The sequence below is a fragment of the Pseudoalteromonas sp. Scap25 genome (assembly GCF_013394125.1).
In the GTDB taxonomy this organism is placed as follows: domain Bacteria; phylum Pseudomonadota; class Gammaproteobacteria; order Enterobacterales; family Alteromonadaceae; genus Pseudoalteromonas.
This window is the reverse complement of record NZ_CP041327.1, coordinates 2,146,090-2,162,846: the sequence shown is the minus strand read 5'-3', so window position 1 is coordinate 2,162,846 and position 16,757 is coordinate 2,146,090. Positions and strand designations below refer to the sequence as shown.

Genomic DNA, 16,757 nt, shown 5'->3' with positions numbered 1-16,757 from the left:
AAAAATAGGAAACGTTATGGCTGATCCCCAAACTGCCTTAATCACCAATGATGCTGTTGTACTTGGCTTACTAGCGATTATTTTAGGCTTTATTTTTAAAACCTCGTCAAGTCAGCGCCCAGGGCTGGTCGCATTTTACAAATATGTGCCTGCATTATTGCTGTGTTATTTTTTACCATCGTTGCTAAATACCTTTGGTATTGTTGATGGCTCGCAATCGAGTGTGTATTACGTTGCCTCGCGGTATTTATTACCTGCGTGTTTAATTTTATTAACCATTAGCATTGATTTAAGAGCGATTATTAACCTAGGTCCTAAAGCATTAATTATGTTCTTAACAGGAACCGCTGGTATTGTGATTGGTGGCCCATTAGCTATTTTAATCATGAGTGCCGTCTACCCTGAAGCAGTGGGTGGACATGGCCCAGATGCGGTTTGGCGCGGTATGACAACTATTGCTGGCAGCTGGATTGGCGGCGGCGCAAACCAAGCGTCTATGAAAGAAATGTTTGAAGTTGGCGGTGATATTTTTTCTGCTATGGTCACTGTTGATGTAATTGTGGCTAATTTATGGATGGCGGTATTATTATTAATGGCGGCTAACCATAAAGCGATTGATGCCAAAGCGGGGGCCGATACCACTGCGATTGAAGATTTAAAACAGCGTGTTGAAAAATACCATGCAGAGCATGCCCGTATGCCAACGCTGAATGATTACATGATGATTATTGCTATTGCCTTTGGTATTACTGGTTTAGCACATTTTTGTGCTGATATTTTAGGACCGTTCTTTGCCAATAACTATGCATGGGCAAAAGAATACAGCTTAAATAGTAAGTTCTTTTGGCTTATTGTTATATCGACCACGATTGGCATTAGTTTATCGTTCACTAAAGTGCGTCATATCGAAGCCTTTGGCTCGTCTAAAGTGGCATCAGCATTTTTATATATTTTAGTAGCATCAATTGGCCTGCATATGAATGTGATGGCGATTTTTGATTCACCGATGTATTTTGTGCTTGGTGCTATTTGGATGCTAACTCATGCCAGCTTAATGCTGATTGTTGCTAAACTAATTAAAGCGCCATTATTTTACATGGCTGTTGGCTCACAGGCCAATGTTGGTGGCGCGGCCTCGGCCCCTGTTGTCGCCGCTGCGTTTCATCCATCACTGGCACCGGTAGGCGTTTTATTAGCGGTACTAGGCTATGGTGTAGGTACATATATGGCGTATATTTGTGGATTAATGATGCAAGCAGTTGCACCATAAGGAATTAAAATGAACAACCAAGTTATAAATATTAATCAAATAGAACTGGCAAATGATAAACCTTTCGTTTTATTTGGTGGCATGAACGTACTGGAATCACGTGATTTAGCGATGCGTATTGCCGAGCATTATGTTGAAGTGACCACTAAATTAAATATTCCTTATGTATTTAAGGCGTCATTTGATAAAGCCAATCGCTCGTCAATCAATTCTTACCGTGGTCCAGGCATGGAAGAAGGCTTAAAGATATTTGAAGAGATTAAAAATACCTTTAATATTCCGCTGATCACCGATGTGCACGAACCTCATCAAGCAGCACCGGTTGCTGAGGTTGTTGATGTTATTCAGCTACCGGCATTTTTGGCTCGTCAAACAGACTTAGTGGTTGCAATGGCAAAAACAGGCGCGATTATTAATGTGAAAAAGCCACAGTTTTTAGCCCCACATGAAATGCGTCATATCATTACTAAATTTAATGAAGCGGGCAATAATAATGTGGCCTTGTGTGAACGTGGTTCAAGCTTTGGTTATAACAACCTAGTGGTTGATATGCTGGGCATGGATGACATGAAAACCATGGCGCCCGTTATATTTGACGCTACTCATGCGCTACAACGTCCTGGCGGTCGAGCTGATTCAGCCGATGGTCGTCGTGCTCAAGCAGCAGAACTGGCTCGTAGTGGCATGGCACTGGGTATTGCAGGCTTATTTATTGAAGCACACCCAAATCCAAATGAAGCAAAATGTGATGGCCCTTGTGCATTAGCACTGAGTAAATTAGAAGGGTACTTATCGCAAATGAAAGCGGTTGATGATTTAATCAAAAGCTTTGCTCCGCTTGATACCAGTGCTAGCGATTTATAAAAAAGTGATTAACTCATTAAAAAGCGACTTAGGTCGCTTTTTTTGTGGCTTGAATATACTCTTTCCCAGCATAGGTATATAATTCACCGCATAAGAAAAACTAATTCTAAGCTTGGTTGCCATGTCAAGACGAGTTCCTCCATTAAACGCGCTAAAAGCTTTTGAAGCTGCAGCCCGTCATTTAAGCTTTACTAAAGCCGCAGAAGAGTTGTATGTGACGCAGGCTGCGGTAAGTCATCAAATTAAAACCCTCGAAGAGCACTTAGGGTTAAAGTTGTTTTTGCGTAAAAATCGCTCGTTACTTCTAACCGAAGAAGGTCAAGGCTACTTTTTAGATATTAAAGAGATTTTTACTCAGCTAATTGACGCAACCGAAAAGCTACTAGCCCGTGGTGCAAAAGGCTCGCTAACAGTGAGTTTAACCCCGAGCTTTGCGATTCAATGGCTTATTCCTCGATTGAGCTTATTTAACGAGTTACACCCTGAAATTGATGTGCGAATTAAAGCCCAAGATCAGGACGAAAACTCGTTAACAGACGATGTTGATATTTCAATTTATTATGGTCGCGGTCATTGGAGTGGCGTACAAGCTTATAAATTGCACACTGAATACTTAGTGCCACTGTGTAGCCCATTATTGTTAAGTGGCCCTAGAGCGCTTAATCAACCAAGTGATTTAGCAAACCATACCTTGTTGCATGACACCACTCGTAAAAACTGGAAAACGTGGATGAAAACCGCGGGTGTTCGCAACGTACAAGTTAATCAAGGGCCTATTTTTAGTCATTCATCTATGGTGCTGCAAGCTGCGGTACATGGCCAAGGTGTTGCAATTGGTAATAGTGTTTTAGCAAAACCAGATATTGATGCAGGTCGATTAGTGATCCCGTTTAATCACAGTTTAGAAAGTAAAAACGCCTATTACTTGGTGATCCGTGAGTCGCAAAATGAATTAGGTAAAATTGTGTCATTTAAAGATTGGATGTTAAGCCTAGTTGAGCAGGAGCAAGAATATTAATGAGCATTGAATGGGTTAAAAGCAGTCAGCAACCTGCAATCGCACAGTTTATATTTGCGCATGGTGCAGGGGCTGGCAGTGATTCTGAGTTTATGCAAACCATGGCCAAACAGCTCAGTGAGTATGGTATTGACGTTGGGCTGTTTGATTTTGAATACATGCAAATTGCTAAACAAACCAATAAACGTCGCCCACCAGAGCGAGCACCAAAATTACTTACATATTTTGAGCATATACTTACTCAAGCTGATGCAAATTTACCGCTATTTATAGGGGGTAAATCAATGGGCGGGCGCATGGCGTCTATGCTTGCTTGCTCAGCCTCGCATACTGTTTTAGGTGTACTTGCGTTTGGTTATCCGTTTCATCCACCGGGCAAGCCAGAAAAGCTCCGAACAGATCACTTTGCAGACATACCATGTCCTTTTTTAGTACTACAAGGTGAACGAGACACCTTTGGCACCCGTGAAGAGCTTGCCACAATGGCAATGCCAAAACAGCCGCAGTATATATGGTTAACTGATGGTGACCACTCACTAAAACCACGTAAAAAAAGTGGTATAACCGAGCAACAAAACCTTAATGTTGCAGCAATGCAGGCGGCTAACTTTATCAAAAGCACCATTGAGAATGTAAAAGAGGAAAAACATGATTAAACTATTTTTACTCGCAGGCAGCTTTTTTTGTATGCTTTCAGTGATACTGGGCGCATTTGCTGCCCATGGTTTAAAAAGTCGCTTATCAGATTACGCTATTGGTATTTTTAAAACCGCCGCCGAGTATCAAATGGTACATGGGCTGGCACTGATTGCAGTGGCAATCTTAATAAAGTGGGGCATTAACTTAAGCATGGCAGGTGGTTTTTTTATAGCGGGTACACTGTTATTTAGTGGCAGCTTATATTTACTGGCTTTAACCGGCTTAAAGTGGCTGGGCCCAATTACACCTCTAGGTGGACTGTGTTTTATTATTGGTTGGATAGTTATTTTAGTGCAAGTTGCACGATTTAAGTTTTAAAGAGTTTAAGGGTTAATATGTCTAGTGTTGTGATTTACTGTCGTAGTGGTTTTGAAAGCGATGCCGCTGCTGAAATAACGTTTCACGCCGCCGAGCAAGGGTTTGCAGGGTATGTAAAAGCAAAACCAAATACCGGTTATGTTATTTATGAATGTTTTGAAGCGCAGCACAGCGACGAAATAATCAAAAAAGTTGATTTTAAAAATATGGTATTTGCACGCCAATGGTTTGCCGGTAACCTGATAGAAAATATGCCATTAGAGGATAGAGTGGGCGCTATTGTAGATGCCGCAAAAGACTTTACTTTATGCTCTGAACTACGAGTAGAAACACCCGATACCAACGAGGGCAAAGAGTTACTGACTTTTTGTAAAAAAATATCAACTCCGCTTAAAAAAGCGCTCGAGAAACAAAACACCGTATTGCGTGAACCAAAAGCCAATCGTCCAGTAATGCATGTGCTGTTTTTAGCTAATAATACTGCGTATGTGGGTCACTCTTATAGCTATAACAACTCACCTTTCTTTATGGGGATTCTGCGTTTACGTATGCCAAACGATGGCCCAAGCCGTTCAACCCTTAAGTTAGATGAAGCATTTAATGTATTTATTCCTGAGCAGCAGCGTGAGTCAAGAGTACAAGCTGGGATGCGCAGCGTTGATTTAGGTGCTTGCCCAGGTGGTTGGACTTATCAGTTGGTTCGCCGTGGTATGTTTGTTAGCGCGATAGATAATGGCCCAATGAATGAAAGTTTAATGGAAACAGGACAAGTAAAACATTTTAGGGAGGATGGTTTTAAATACCGTCCAGAAAAAAGAAACATAACTTGGTTAGTTTGCGATATGGTAGAAAAGCCAACGAAAGTAACTAACTTGATGATTGACTGGGCAGTAAATGCCTATGCAAAAGAGCTTATTTTCAATCTAAAATTACCGATGAAAAAACGCTTTGATAGTGTGTATGAATGTCTAAAAATGATTAGAGAAGAAATGGCGAAGTTTAGTATTAGCTACGAATTACAAGCTAAGCATTTGTACCATGATCGTGAAGAAATAACGGTGCACTTAAACGTAATTAAAGTACCACAAAGCTTATATAGTTAATCTATTGGCGAGTATAAAAAAATGGGCCGGCTGGCCCATTTTATTTTAACTACGATATTGTGGACGGTAATGCTCAACCCATAGCCGCGTAGCGCCGCATACTGCCACAGGCATCACAATTAAATTTATAAATGGGATAGCGGTTAGCAGCATCACTGCAAAACCAAACCCGTAAGATAAGCCTTGTTTGCTTTTTAGATCATTTTTCATTTGGGTAAAGCTGATTTTGTGGTTATCAAAAGCATAATCTTTATATTGCACCGCATACATCCAGCAGGTAAAAAGCACCCAGAGCACTTGGCCTATTACCGGTAACACCCACAATAGAATAAAAAAGCCGATTGCGCGTGGGAGGTAGTAGCAAAGCTTAGTCCATTCTCGGCCCAGCATTCGCGGCACATCTTTTACTAAATCAGCTAATCCGTCATCGTTAATTTTTTGACCAGTTAAGTATAGCTCAACCTTTTCACTTAGTAAGCCATTGAAAGGGGCGGCTATAAAATTAGTAATAACGGTAAATAACATACTGTAACTAAACAGCACCACCAGTACAGCAATTGGCCACATTAACCATTCGAGCCAACTAAGCCATTCTGGAAGCATTGAATTTACAGCGTTAAAGCCATCACTAAGCCAGCCAAATAAAAAGAATAAGGAGCTACCAAATAATAAAATATTAATAAGTAGGGGTATAAGCACAAAGCGTTTTAGCCCTTTTTGACTAATTAACTTAAACCCGGAAAAAAAATATTCCATACCTTGTGTTATTTGCACACTAACCTCACCAATTATTTATATTTTAGCTATTATAAATAGCCTGATGATTTTAAACAGTACTTTTAAGTAACAAAGTATTTAATAAATGGAATTTCAAATAGAATGATAATAAATTGTTAGCTTGGGCAATTGCTTTGAATTCTTCGAAAGTGCTTAATGAAATAAAATGCTCGGCAATAGACAAAATTACCATAGATGCTAATTTCAATATTATGTATAGTCAAAAGACTATAATAAATTATTATATAGAATATAGCGGCGTATTTAGCGTAAGTGACTGTTGAGGAATATAATTTGATTGAAATAATGAGACTCAGAAAGCTGCTTTCTCAGCAACAAAATATATTATCTAAAATAGCCTTGGGTGCGCCACTTGATGAAGTACTTGAAAATATTTGTTTATCTATTGAGGAGCTTATTGAAGACTCCTCTGCAAAGTGCTCTATATTAACACTCAAAGGTGAACAGCTATTTCATAGTGCGGCCCCGAATATTGCAAAGGGTTACTGTGAGGCAATTAATGGCGTACATATCGGCCCCAGTGTTGGCTCATGCGGTACTGCAGTGTATGAAAAAAAGCGAGTAATAGCCTCAGATATTGCAACATCACCCTTATGGGAAAACTATAAAGCGTTGGCATTGAGTTTTGATTTAAGGTCGTGCTGGTCAACCCCTATTATTTCAACACAATCAGACATATTAGGCACTTTTGCAATTTATCATGACAGTGCCAAGTCACCGACAACTCAAGATTTAGAGTTAATAGACTTTTTTGTTGATTTCACCAGTATTGCTTTAGAAAAGCACACAGAGTCACTAAAATCAAAAGTGTTACTTGCAGAATTACAGCAAAGTAATGAAAAGTTTAAAGCCTTCGCAAAAGTACTTCCCGATCTAACCCTCATTTTGAGTGAAGAAGGGGAGTATACCAACGTTTACGGCACTGCTAATGAAAGTTTATATTTAAGCAAAGAGCATGTGATTAATCGAAATGTCAGAGATATTATGCCTCCCGAGGATTCTAATCCTATTATGGAGGTAATTGCCAAAACGCTTCAAACTAATGAAGTTCAAGTGTTTGAGTATCAGCTAAATATAAAAGGTAAGCAACTTACATTTGAAGGGCGAACAGCCCCGCTTGAAAGTTACCAACCTAATAATCCCTCTCAGCGACATGTAGTATGGATGGCCAGAGATATCTCTACTCGTAAAGCGGCAGAAGAGGAAGTGCAACGGTTAGCATTTTTTGACCCGCTTACAAACCTCCCGAACCGCAGAATGCTCAATGATAAACTCAGTATGTATGTTGAACAAATTAAGCAGTCTGATCACACGGGCGCACTCTTATTTTTAGATTTAGATAATTTTAAACGTATAAACGACTCATTAGGGCACAATGCCGGTGATGAAATACTGGTTGAGCTATCACAGCGACTAACGCGTGTTTTAAACCCAACAGATACCCTTGCCCGTGTTGGCGGTGATGAATTTATTATACTCATTGAGAATGTAGGAGATAGCCATAAGCAAGCGAGTCTTGAATCAGAATTAATGGCTAAAGTGGTACAAAGCGTTTTTTATGACAAGTTTGAGATAGGGGATTTGGCGTTTCAAGTAAGCTGCAGTATTGGTATATGTTTAATTAATAACGCCAATGCCATTAGCGAAAATATTTTAAAATTTGCAGATACCGCTATGTACCGCTCTAAAATGAAGGGTGGAAATAGCAGTAGCTTTTACGATCCTGCATTGCAAACCTTACTGGAAAATCAAACTGAGCTTGAAACAGATATAGTCAGAGCGATTGCATGTGATGAATTTTGTGCTTACTTTCAGCCTCAATTATCAATTGATGGCAGTATTATTGGTGCAGAAGCACTCATACGATGGAATCACCCAACCAAAGGACTAATCTCTCCTAATTCGTTTATTCCGATTGCCGAGCAATTTGGCTTAATTCAAAAGTTACAAAACATTGTATTGCGCGATATTTGTATTTTACTGGAAACACTTCGAGCTCATAACATACTGAAAACCCAGTTTAATGTGTCTATTAACATTAGCCAGTGTCAGTTTAATTCTTCTACTTTAAAAGGAGAATTGTTTAAAGCGATTGAGACGTATGATGTATTACCCTCACAAATTAAATTAGAGATCACTGAGTCCATGTTAGCGGGTGATTTAATGAGTACGGTAAAGCAAATGAAAGAGCTAAAGTCGCAGGGATTTGTATTTTCAATTGATGACTTTGGTACTGGCTACTCGTGTTTAAAGCACTTGAGTGTTTTACCGATAGACGAACTAAAAATAGATAAAAGCTTTATTGATAAAGTGTTGGATAACGCATCGGGACAAAGCATTGTTCAGTCTATTATTGGTTTAGGTCATAGTTTAGATATTAATATTGTAGCCGAAGGGGTCGAAAGTGCTGAGCAACTACATGTATTAAAGTCTATGGGTGTAAACGCAGTGCAAGGGTTCTTATTTGCAAAACCATTAACACACAGCAATTACTTAAAATGGCATAAAGAGCACCAATAACATCGTGCTTGTTACTAACTGAGGCGACAAGTTTAGTTACCCCAATCGATAAGTCGCTTTGTTTAACCTCTAATTGGGGAGTAACGTTTGCTAACTTACTGCGTTTTAGCTCAGACAGAAATGTATACTTTTTGTTTGTTTGCTAGCTAAGTGTAATGAGTTTTTTACTATTTTGTAACAGTTGCACAAATCATTGCTGTGGCATTGGTTTAGTGTTTTTAACGCGTTAAACTAGCCATTAATTGGCAATAAGTCTACTTGTTGTGACATTATCTAAGCGTAAACACGACAGGTACTTAAAACTTGCTTTTGAGTTGCTTTTTTGTTCGTTGTAACTATGGTTTAGGGTTATGTCATGGTATGTCGCTATGTCGGTAACTGTAAAAAACCATTAGGAGCGATAAATGAATACCACGAAAGCAGCTTTAAAGTCGGGTGAAATACACTCTCCCCGAGTAAAGTTTCTGGAAGGGGTTGATATACCCGTTTTTTTAATCAGTGGCGGTATATTAGTTTTATTTGCCGCGCTGGCACTGTACGACATAAAACTGATGTCGGATTGGATAAACTCTGCCTTTGCCTTCTCCACCAAAATATTTGGCGCCTTTTGGCAAGTTCTGCTGTTATTAACCTTTGTGATTGGCATATTTTTAGCCGTAGGCCGCACCGGTTCAGTGGTGCTCGGCGGTTTAAAAACCCCTGAAATATCTACCTTCAAATGGATAAGTATAATTATGTGTACTTTGCTTGCAGGTGGCGGTGTATTTTGGGCCGCAGCAGAGCCAATGGCACACTTTATTTCTCCGCCCCCGTTATTTGGTGGTGAAACCGGCACAAAGGATGCCGCCTACAATGCTCTTGCACAAAGCTTTATGCACTGGGGCTTTTTAGCCTGGGCTATTTTAGGTAGTTTGACCGGTATTGTTTATATGCATCTCCATTACGAAAAAGGCTTACCGCTTAAACCACGCACTTTGCTTTACCCCGTATTTGGCGATCGCGCAATGAAAGGTGCGCTTGGTACTATTGTTGATGCATGTTGTGTACTCGCTGTGGTTGCTGGCACTGTTGGTCCTATTGGTTTTTTAGGTTTACAAGTGAGTTTTGGTCTAGAAAAATTGTTTGCCATTCCTGATACCTACACCACGCAGGTGGTTATTTTATTTAGCTTAATTGGAATTTACACACTTTCAGCGGTAAGTGGGGTTACCAAAGGTATTCAGCTACTAAGCCGTTTTAATGTTGTACTGGCAGTGTTGCTGATGTTGTTTATATTACTAATGGGGCCAACTGCGTTTATTATCGACAGTTACATTCATTCCTTTGGTTTGTATTTAGATAACTTTATTCCTATGGCTACATTTCGTGCCGATAAACCGTGGCTAGACTGGTGGACTGTATTCTTTTGGGGCTGGTTTTTAGGTTATGGCCCATTAATGGCTATGTTCGTTGCACGTATATCCCGTGGACGTACTATTCGTGAAATGATTTTACTTATTTCTGTGGTTGCCCCTGTGATCACGTGTTTTTGGTTTACTATTGTTGGCGGCTCAGGCATCTTTTTTGAATTAAATAATCCTGGCGTTATATCAGAGCCTTTTGCTGGGCTTAATTTGCCAGCGGCATTGTTAGCCATCACTGAGCAGTTACCTATGGGATTTGTTGTGTCGGTGTTATTTTTAGTACTGACCACTATTTTTGTGGCAACAACAGGTGATTCAATGACGTATTCGGTATCTATGGTAATGACGGGTACCGATCACCCACAAACGTCTATTCGAGTGTTTTGGGGGATTATGATGGGGGTGATGGCGGCGTTGCTTATTTCTATAGGCGAGGGCGGAATTTCAGCCTTGCAGTCGTTTATTGTGGTCACTGCGGTGCCAGTTTCGTTTGTGTTACTACCTTCGTTGTGGACAGCACCACAAATAGTTAAGAAAATGGCAGACGAACAAGGGCTTTAATAATTGATAAAGAGCGCTAATAAGCGCTCTTTTTCTGGGTACATCATATTCTCACCTTGTTATTGAGCTATTTATTATCCTAGCAATAAACTAACCCACTAAAAATAACTTAGCCTAAGTAGGTTGTTCATTCCTATCGATACGGTATAGTTTAAATATATTTAAGCATAACCTTGAGATAAACCATGCAGTTAGTCGACTTAGACCCTTGTGATCAGGATGTGATCAACGTATTTGCTGACATAGATCGACTTATTAGCTCATTATATCCTGTAGCAACTTCACAAGCGCTTACAGTTAATGAGCTTGGCCTACCGGGCGTTTACGCTGTAGGGTTAAAAAATCAAGACGGAATAGTTGCCTGTGGCGCGATAGTAAAGCAATTTGATGGTAGCTGGTATGGCGAAATTAGACGGCTTTACGTAAAACCTAGCTATCGCGGAAAAGGCTTATCGCGGCGTATTATGCAAATTTTATTGCACTATGCAGGCGAAGAAGAAATCCCAATCATAAAACTAGAAACAGGACCAAAGCAAATACAATCAATCCATCTTTATGAGAATTTAGGGTTTGTGCAATGTGCCCCTTTTGGTGAATACACAGAAAACCCGAATAGCTTATTTATGGAGCTTGCGCTCAGCTAATATTGCTTTGTTTGAAGCTTTTATTTATCAATTTCAATCCTAACTCGTTACGAGTAGAAATACTTGTTGGACATGAATCACTATTTTTCTTTTAATGCGCGGCAACTAGCCGGTTTGGCATTCATAAATAAAAGAGAAAGATAAATGAAAGAGACAACATCACTAGAACAAGCTCGTACGAGCTACAACGTTCGTCATTGGAGCCAAGGTTTTTTTGGTATTAATGATCAAGGTGATGTGTATGTTGCGCCAAAGGCTGATGCCCCACAGCAAACCATTGCACTAACAGACATTGCTAAGCAGCTTGAAGAAAAAGGCTTAAGTTTGCCAGCACTCGTTCGTTTTCCACAAATATTACACCATCGTGTGCATAGCTTATGTGGCGCATTTAATACCGCAATAGAAAGCTATGGGTATCCAAAAGACTATTTATTAGTTTATCCGATTAAAGTAAATCAACAGCGCGAAGTCGTTGAAGAAATTGTTGCCAGTCAAGCACAAGTAGAAAAAAAACAGCTAGGTTTAGAAGCAGGCAGCAAGCCAGAGTTATTAACCGTATTAGCATTGGCTGAAAAAACCAGTGCGGTGATTGTGTGTAATGGCTACAAAGATAAAGAATATGTGCGCTTAGCGCTGATTGGCGAAAAGCTGGGTCATAAAGTGTATATCGTACTTGAGAAATTGTCTGAGCTGGACATGGTGCTTAGCCAAGCCAAAGAACTTAATGTAAAACCGCGTATTGGTATTCGTGTGCGTTTAGCATCGCAGGGCAAAGGAAAATGGCAAGCAAGTGGCGGTGAAAAATCGAAGTTTGGGTTGTCTGCTTCGCAAGTGCTGTATGTAGTAAACCGTTTAAAAGAAACTGATCAGCTTGATTTAGTACAGCTTGTGCATTTTCACTTAGGGTCGCAAATGGCCAACATTCGTGATGTACGCTTAGGTGTAAGTGAAGCTGCTCGTTTTTATTGTGAATTACGTAAGTTGGGTGCACACGTAGAGTGCCTTGATGTAGGGGGCGGTTTAGCGGTTGATTACGACGGCACACGCAGTCAATCACACAACTCAATGAACTACAGTTTAGCTGAATACGCAAATAATATTGTGTACACCATAGGTGATATTTGTAAGCAGTATGAACAGCCTTTTCCTACCATTATTTCAGAGTCGGGAAGAGCATTAACAGCGCATCACGCGGTACTAATTTCCAATGTAATTGGCACCGAAACGTATACACCGGAAGAAATAGAAGCGCCAGCTGATGATGCGCCGCAATTACTTAAAAATATGTGGATTTCATGGCAACAATTGCATGTGCTTACTGATGACCGTGCATTAATTGAGATTTTTCACGACAGCCAAGGTGATTTAGCTGAAGCGCATAGCCAGTTTGCGATGGGATTATTAGATTTAACTCAGCGTGCATGGGCAGAGCAAATAAACTTACGCGTGTGTTATGAACTTAATAAATTAATGGATAACAAAAACCGTTTTCATCGACCGATTATAGATGATCTGAATGCGCGTTTAGCGGACAAGTTTTTTGTCAATTTCTCATTGTTTCAGTCATTGCCTGACGCGTGGGGTATTGACCAAGTGTTTCCGGTATTGCCTTTAAGTGGTTTAACGCAAGCTCCACAAAAGCGGGCTGTGTTACTAGATATCACCTGTGATTCAGATGGCGCTTTAGAGCACTATGTTGATGGTCAAGGTATTGAAAGTACGTTACCAGTACCTGAGTTCACAGCAGATAAACCTTATTTAATGGGTTTTTTCTTAGTAGGTGCCTATCAAGAGATTTTAGGCGATATGCATAACTTATTTGGTGATACGCACAGTGCTATTGTCAATATGGATGAGCAAGGTATTGCTAGCATTACAGAAATTAATCATGGTGATACTGTGGCTGATATGATGCGTTATGTACATTTAGATGTTGAAGGTTTTCAGCAGTCATATGCGCAGTTAGTGAGCGCAAAAATTGCACCAGATGAACAGCAAAGCGTTTTAGACGAGTTGCAAAGCGGCCTTGATGGCTACACTTATTTAGAAGAGTTATAAGCAATGTCTAGCTTGTTTGGTTGTGTTGACCACTCACTGTACTCAAATGGGATGACGTTTTTACGTCGTCCTATGGTACAAAACATTAACGCGATTGAAGCCGATGTAGTGGTACTGGGTTTACCGTTTGATTTGGCCACTTCAGGGCGCCCTGGTGCCCGCTTAGGGCCTGATGCTATTCGCAGAGCATCGGTACATTTAGCATGGGAAGATACAAAATACCCATGGACATTTCCATTGTTTGAGCGCTTAACCGTGGCGGATGCTGGCGACTTTACTTATCCGGTAGGCGACCCTGAATATTTTACCGCGCAATTAGAAATGGCGGCAGAGCAAATACTTCGCCAAGGTAAAACATTATTAGGCTTGGGTGGCGATCATTTCGTAACGTTACCACTATTGCGCGCACATGCAAAAATTCATGGCAAAATGGCATTAGTTCACTTCGATGCGCATACCGATACCTATAGCAACGGCTCGCGTTTTGATCACGGCACCATGTTTTATCATGCGCCAATGGAAGGGTTAATTGATGTTAATCACAGTATTCAGCTAGGCATTCGTACTGACTTTGATCAAAGCAGGCATGAGTTTGCAGTGATTGATGCCATGCAAGCCAATGATCTGCATGCGAATGATATTGCAGCTCAGATTATTGAGCGAGTGGGTGATTTACCGGTTTACTTAACCTTTGATATAGATTGTTTAGACCCCGCCTTTGCACCAGGTACGGGCACACCCGTGTGTGGTGGTTTAACCTCTGATAAAGTGCTTAAAATCTTACGCGCACTGAAAGGGGTTAATATGGTGGGAATGGATGTGGTTGAAGTATCCCCGTCGTACGACCAAAGTGAGCTTACCGCCATTGCCGCTGCAACGATTGCCAGTGAATTACTGCATTTGTGGGCATTTAAGCATAAATATTAATATGTGTTAATGCAGTTTAAAAAGCGCCAATTTGGCGCTTTTTTTGTATGAAAATAAAAGACTATTAAAACTGCATATTGTGCTTTTTAGCATAAATAAAAAACACCGGAATTTCGATTATGACGTAAGTTAAAAAAGTAAACCAAAACCAATTAACTTCAAATACTAACCAGCTAAATTGCACGCCCGAGTTGTAATAAAGGCTAGATGCAATTAATAGTGTAATGCCCGTTGCAAATAAATCTTGCACCGATACTTTTTTAAAGCTACTGCCTGCAAAGCGCGGATAAATAAATCCGTAGCCAAGCGTTATCATAATGATAACTAATAACAATAAATTTAGTTCAGGGGTCATTGTGGTTTATATTGCCTCGCATATTCTATTCGCTCTTGGGAACTTGGGTGCGTTGATAAATACTTTAACCAAGCATCATCATAGCTCCCTTCTTGCGCTTGTAAATTCTTTTCCAGTGCTTCAATTGCATCAGCAAAGTCGTGGTTAGAATAGCCTAATTTTAAAAGGTTTTTAATCGCATATATATCGGCTTCTTGTTCCATATCTCGCGAAAACGCTTGTTGTAAAAAAGATGAACCAGAGCCAAGCACGACTTCTAATATACCTTCTAAGTCACCAAAAATAACTGCAAATACAACGGTGCTCGCTGCAGCTTGTGCCGCAAGTCGAATGCTGTGATGGTGCTGAACATGACCAATTTCATGAAGTAAAATAGCACGCAGGGCATCAGGATCATTTTTTAATAGATCAACAAGTTCGTCAGTTACTACAACCCGACCATTTGGAAGAGCAAACGCATTAGCTGAAAAATAATCAGACTGATAAAAAGATAGCCTAAACTTTGCACTGTCTAAATTGAGCGAGTTAAGCATTAAACGCCATTGTTGCTGTATTTCTGATTGCTTATTAGTGGAAAGTTGAGAAGGTTCCAATGCGACTTTTTCTATTACACTGAGCGTTTGCTCTCCCATCGTTTCAATTGTCGAGGCAGGTGCTAAGTTAACGCTATAAACGGCTACTGATGGTATTAAGCGGTATAAAATTAACCAAAGTAATAGGGGAATTAGCAGCACGGATGCAACAATAAGAATCTTATTTTTTTCTAAGCGTTCACTGAGTCCATGCTCTTTAAGCGCGAATGGCCACCTAAATTCTAAATCTTGAGGAATAAATCGCCCACCATCAGCAAAATTTAACTCTGACGCCATGCCAGGTAACGGGCTATCAAGTTGGCAATTGTCTATTTTTGATGCAAGTAACGTCGTATTCTCAGAGTCAACAAGTGTTATTTGCTCATGGGAAAGGTGTGCATAGCTTTTAATATGTTGGCTGCTATTAGGGTAATAATAACAGCCAAAAATAGGATAATTACTCATTAGGTGAGTGAAATATCAATATCAAACACATTGGCCGCTTCTTCAGCAAATGATGACTGCTCATTTTGTGCAACATCAATCAACGAAAGTGCGCCGCTATAAATAGTGACTTCAGTAACCGATGCTAACAGCTTTGCTCTGCGTACTTTAGCCCAAGGGTAGGCCAGTCCTAAGGTAAATATAATTGCCAATACATTGGTAAATAGTAAGATGGCATAGTCAATGGCTTTTAAGTTCGAATCAAAGGTAGCTACTTCTGTAAATTCACTGTTATTAAAAATATGATTTCGAATAAGCGAATGATAAACAGCGCCTACCAGTGTTAAAAACGCAACATACAACGTAGCAATTAATAGCGGCACTACAATTGTCGAAAGGCTAAAGTTTTGTGTGTTTAAGTTATCGATAGTTAAGGCACTTGCACCAGCAAAGAAGCCAAAAATAACTAAGCCACCTATTGCAACTCCTAGGGTAATAAGTGCTGCGATGTAATAGCGTTCGCCCTGAAGATTTACTGTAAGTGGTTTATTTCCATAGCTGATGTTTTCATGCATATATTGATCAATTCGCTTTAATACATACGGCAGTAATAGGTGTAATGTGAATACACTTGCAATAGGCAATAAAACGAAGTTAATAAATGCATCGCCGTAATTACCTGAAAAGGCAAAGCGTACATTACGATGGCGAGTCATACGCATATTAAAACGCAGACCTTGGTTGATGATCCACGGCAATAAAAATAAAAAGCCAATAGCAAATAAAAGGCCTATTGCCGGTGCGAGGCTGCTAAGTAAGGTGTAAATTAAAAATGCGATGACCGCTAAAATGCGCCCTTTTAAAATTTGTATTGGGGTCGCTAGATAGTCAAAGCTATGGCCGTCGATACGCGTATGACCGTAAAAATAACGGTAGGTGCGCACTTTTGCCCATGCAGAGTAAATTCCGAGAGTAATAATACTAAGTAGTATATTAACACTCCATATGCCAAAAAATTCGCCGGCTTTGCCGCTAAATTGTACTTTACCGCTAAAAATAGCAGGGGGTGTTTGATTTGACTCAGATGAAGTTGGGTGTACTGGTTCCATTTTAAAAATATATCCATGTAGTTTTTTGTAAATTTACCTTTTTTAGATAAAAAAAACAATCTTTATAATTAGCTAGCTGATTGTAAGTAGGCTA

Annotated in this window: 15 protein-coding genes; 11 read left to right on the top strand and 4 right to left on the bottom strand. The window is 40.0% G+C overall.

Annotated elements, in window-relative coordinates; translation table 11 throughout:
- Nucleotides 1–16: 16 nt before the first annotated feature.
- From FLM54_RS09970 to rlmM, 6 genes are all read left to right on the top strand, one after another.
- Nucleotides 17–1,270: a DUF819 domain-containing protein gene (locus FLM54_RS09970; protein ID WP_178956293.1), complete on the top strand. Its 1,254-nt coding sequence runs from the start codon at nt 17–19 to the stop codon at nt 1,268–1,270.
- Nucleotides 1,271–1,279: 9 nt separating this feature from the next.
- Complete coding sequence (kdsA, locus tag FLM54_RS09965) at nt 1,280–2,134, top strand: 3-deoxy-8-phosphooctulonate synthase (protein WP_054202475.1); 855 nt, start codon at nt 1,280–1,282, stop codon at nt 2,132–2,134.
- A gap of 121 nt (nt 2,135–2,255) precedes the next feature.
- Nucleotides 2,256–3,152 (top strand): transcriptional regulator GcvA, encoded by an 897-nt coding sequence (locus FLM54_RS09960; RefSeq protein WP_008115185.1) that lies wholly within the window; start codon nt 2,256–2,258, stop codon nt 3,150–3,152.
- A complete protein-coding gene (locus tag FLM54_RS09955) occupies nt 3,152–3,808 on the top strand; it encodes an alpha/beta family hydrolase (protein WP_075169567.1) in 657 nt (218 codons plus the stop codon). The genes FLM54_RS09960 and FLM54_RS09955 overlap by 1 nt, the downstream gene beginning before the upstream one ends.
- Nucleotides 3,801–4,169 (top strand): DUF423 domain-containing protein, encoded by a 369-nt coding sequence (locus FLM54_RS09950; protein WP_010388367.1) that lies wholly within the window; start codon nt 3,801–3,803, stop codon nt 4,167–4,169. The genes FLM54_RS09955 and FLM54_RS09950 overlap by 8 nt, the downstream gene beginning before the upstream one ends.
- Before the next feature lie 17 nt (nt 4,170–4,186).
- Nucleotides 4,187–5,272, top strand: a complete 1,086-nt coding sequence (rlmM, locus tag FLM54_RS09945; RefSeq protein ID WP_138608934.1) for a 23S rRNA (cytidine(2498)-2'-O)-methyltransferase RlmM — start codon at nt 4,187–4,189, stop codon at nt 5,270–5,272.
- 45 nt (nt 5,273–5,317) lie between these two features.
- Here rlmM and cysZ read toward each other — a convergent pair whose 3' ends face one another.
- Complete coding sequence (cysZ, locus tag FLM54_RS09940) at nt 5,318–6,028, bottom strand: sulfate transporter CysZ (RefSeq protein WP_218651688.1); 711 nt, start codon at nt 6,026–6,028, stop codon at nt 5,318–5,320.
- A 315-nt stretch (nt 6,029–6,343) separates the two neighbouring features.
- Between cysZ and FLM54_RS09935 the strand changes: the two genes are divergently transcribed.
- From FLM54_RS09935 to speB, 5 genes are all read left to right on the top strand, one after another.
- Nucleotides 6,344–8,590 (top strand): putative bifunctional diguanylate cyclase/phosphodiesterase, encoded by a 2,247-nt coding sequence (locus FLM54_RS09935; RefSeq protein WP_178956291.1) that lies wholly within the window; start codon nt 6,344–6,346, stop codon nt 8,588–8,590.
- A 404-nt stretch (nt 8,591–8,994) separates the two neighbouring features.
- Nucleotides 8,995–10,554 carry a BCCT family transporter gene (locus FLM54_RS09930; protein WP_054202480.1) on the top strand — a complete coding sequence of 520 codons (1,560 nt, stop codon included), beginning with the start codon at nt 8,995–8,997 and terminating at the stop codon, nt 10,552–10,554.
- Nucleotides 10,555–10,739: 185 nt separating this feature from the next.
- Entirely contained in the window at nt 10,740–11,198 is a 459-nt protein-coding gene (locus FLM54_RS09925; RefSeq protein ID WP_008467955.1) for a GNAT family N-acetyltransferase, read from the top strand.
- Nucleotides 11,199–11,342: 144 nt separating this feature from the next.
- Nucleotides 11,343–13,256: a biosynthetic arginine decarboxylase gene (speA, locus tag FLM54_RS09920; RefSeq protein ID WP_178956290.1), complete on the top strand. Its 1,914-nt coding sequence runs from the start codon at nt 11,343–11,345 to the stop codon at nt 13,254–13,256.
- Between the two features lie 3 nt (nt 13,257–13,259).
- The gene (gene speB / locus FLM54_RS09915) at nt 13,260–14,183 is read left to right on the top strand and encodes an agmatinase (RefSeq protein WP_010388380.1); all 924 of its coding nucleotides are present in this window, start codon (nt 13,260–13,262) and stop codon (nt 14,181–14,183) included.
- A gap of 64 nt (nt 14,184–14,247) precedes the next feature.
- Here speB and FLM54_RS09910 read toward each other — a convergent pair whose 3' ends face one another.
- From FLM54_RS09910 to FLM54_RS09900, 3 genes are read right to left on the bottom strand one after another with little or no spacing between them, the layout of a single operon-like run.
- Nucleotides 14,248–14,538, bottom strand: a complete 291-nt coding sequence (locus FLM54_RS09910) for a hypothetical protein (protein WP_138622793.1) — start codon at nt 14,536–14,538, stop codon at nt 14,248–14,250.
- A complete protein-coding gene (locus FLM54_RS09905) occupies nt 14,535–15,575 on the bottom strand; it encodes a M48 family metallopeptidase (protein WP_178956289.1) in 1,041 nt (346 codons plus the stop codon). The genes FLM54_RS09910 and FLM54_RS09905 overlap by 4 nt, the downstream gene beginning before the upstream one ends.
- Nucleotides 15,575–16,663, bottom strand: coding sequence for a YjgN family protein (locus FLM54_RS09900; RefSeq protein ID WP_138571245.1), 1,089 nt, complete (start codon nt 16,661–16,663; stop codon nt 15,575–15,577). Before FLM54_RS09900 ends, FLM54_RS09905 begins: the two co-directional genes overlap by 1 nt.
- Between the last annotated feature and the right edge of the window lie 94 nt (nt 16,664–16,757).

Bases quoted from the DNA above. Each gene is read 5' to 3' on its own strand.
- FLM54_RS09970 (WP_178956293.1), top strand. From the start codon at position 17: ATGGCTGATCCCCAAACTGCCTTAATCACCAATGATGCTGTTGTACTT.
- kdsA (WP_054202475.1), top strand. From the start codon at position 1,280: ATGAACAACCAAGTTATAAATATTAATCAAATAGAACTGGCAAATGAT.
- FLM54_RS09960 (WP_008115185.1), top strand. From the start codon at position 2,256: ATGTCAAGACGAGTTCCTCCATTAAACGCGCTAAAAGCTTTTGAAGCT.
- FLM54_RS09955 (WP_075169567.1), top strand. From the start codon at position 3,152: ATGAGCATTGAATGGGTTAAAAGCAGTCAGCAACCTGCAATCGCACAG.
- FLM54_RS09950 (WP_010388367.1), top strand. From the start codon at position 3,801: ATGATTAAACTATTTTTACTCGCAGGCAGCTTTTTTTGTATGCTTTCA.
- rlmM (WP_138608934.1), top strand. From the start codon at position 4,187: ATGTCTAGTGTTGTGATTTACTGTCGTAGTGGTTTTGAAAGCGATGCC.
- cysZ (WP_218651688.1), bottom strand. From the start codon at position 6,028: ATGGAATATTTTTTTTCCGGGTTTAAGTTAATTAGTCAAAAAGGGCTA.
- FLM54_RS09930 (WP_054202480.1), top strand. From the start codon at position 8,995: ATGAATACCACGAAAGCAGCTTTAAAGTCGGGTGAAATACACTCTCCC.
- FLM54_RS09925 (WP_008467955.1), top strand. From the start codon at position 10,740: ATGCAGTTAGTCGACTTAGACCCTTGTGATCAGGATGTGATCAACGTA.
- speA (WP_178956290.1), top strand. From the start codon at position 11,343: ATGAAAGAGACAACATCACTAGAACAAGCTCGTACGAGCTACAACGTT.
- speB (WP_010388380.1), top strand. From the start codon at position 13,260: ATGTCTAGCTTGTTTGGTTGTGTTGACCACTCACTGTACTCAAATGGG.
- FLM54_RS09910 (WP_138622793.1), bottom strand. From the start codon at position 14,538: ATGACCCCTGAACTAAATTTATTGTTATTAGTTATCATTATGATAACG.
- FLM54_RS09905 (WP_178956289.1), bottom strand. From the start codon at position 15,575: ATGAGTAATTATCCTATTTTTGGCTGTTATTATTACCCTAATAGCAGC.
- FLM54_RS09900 (WP_138571245.1), bottom strand. From the start codon at position 16,663: ATGGAACCAGTACACCCAACTTCATCTGAGTCAAATCAAACACCCCCT.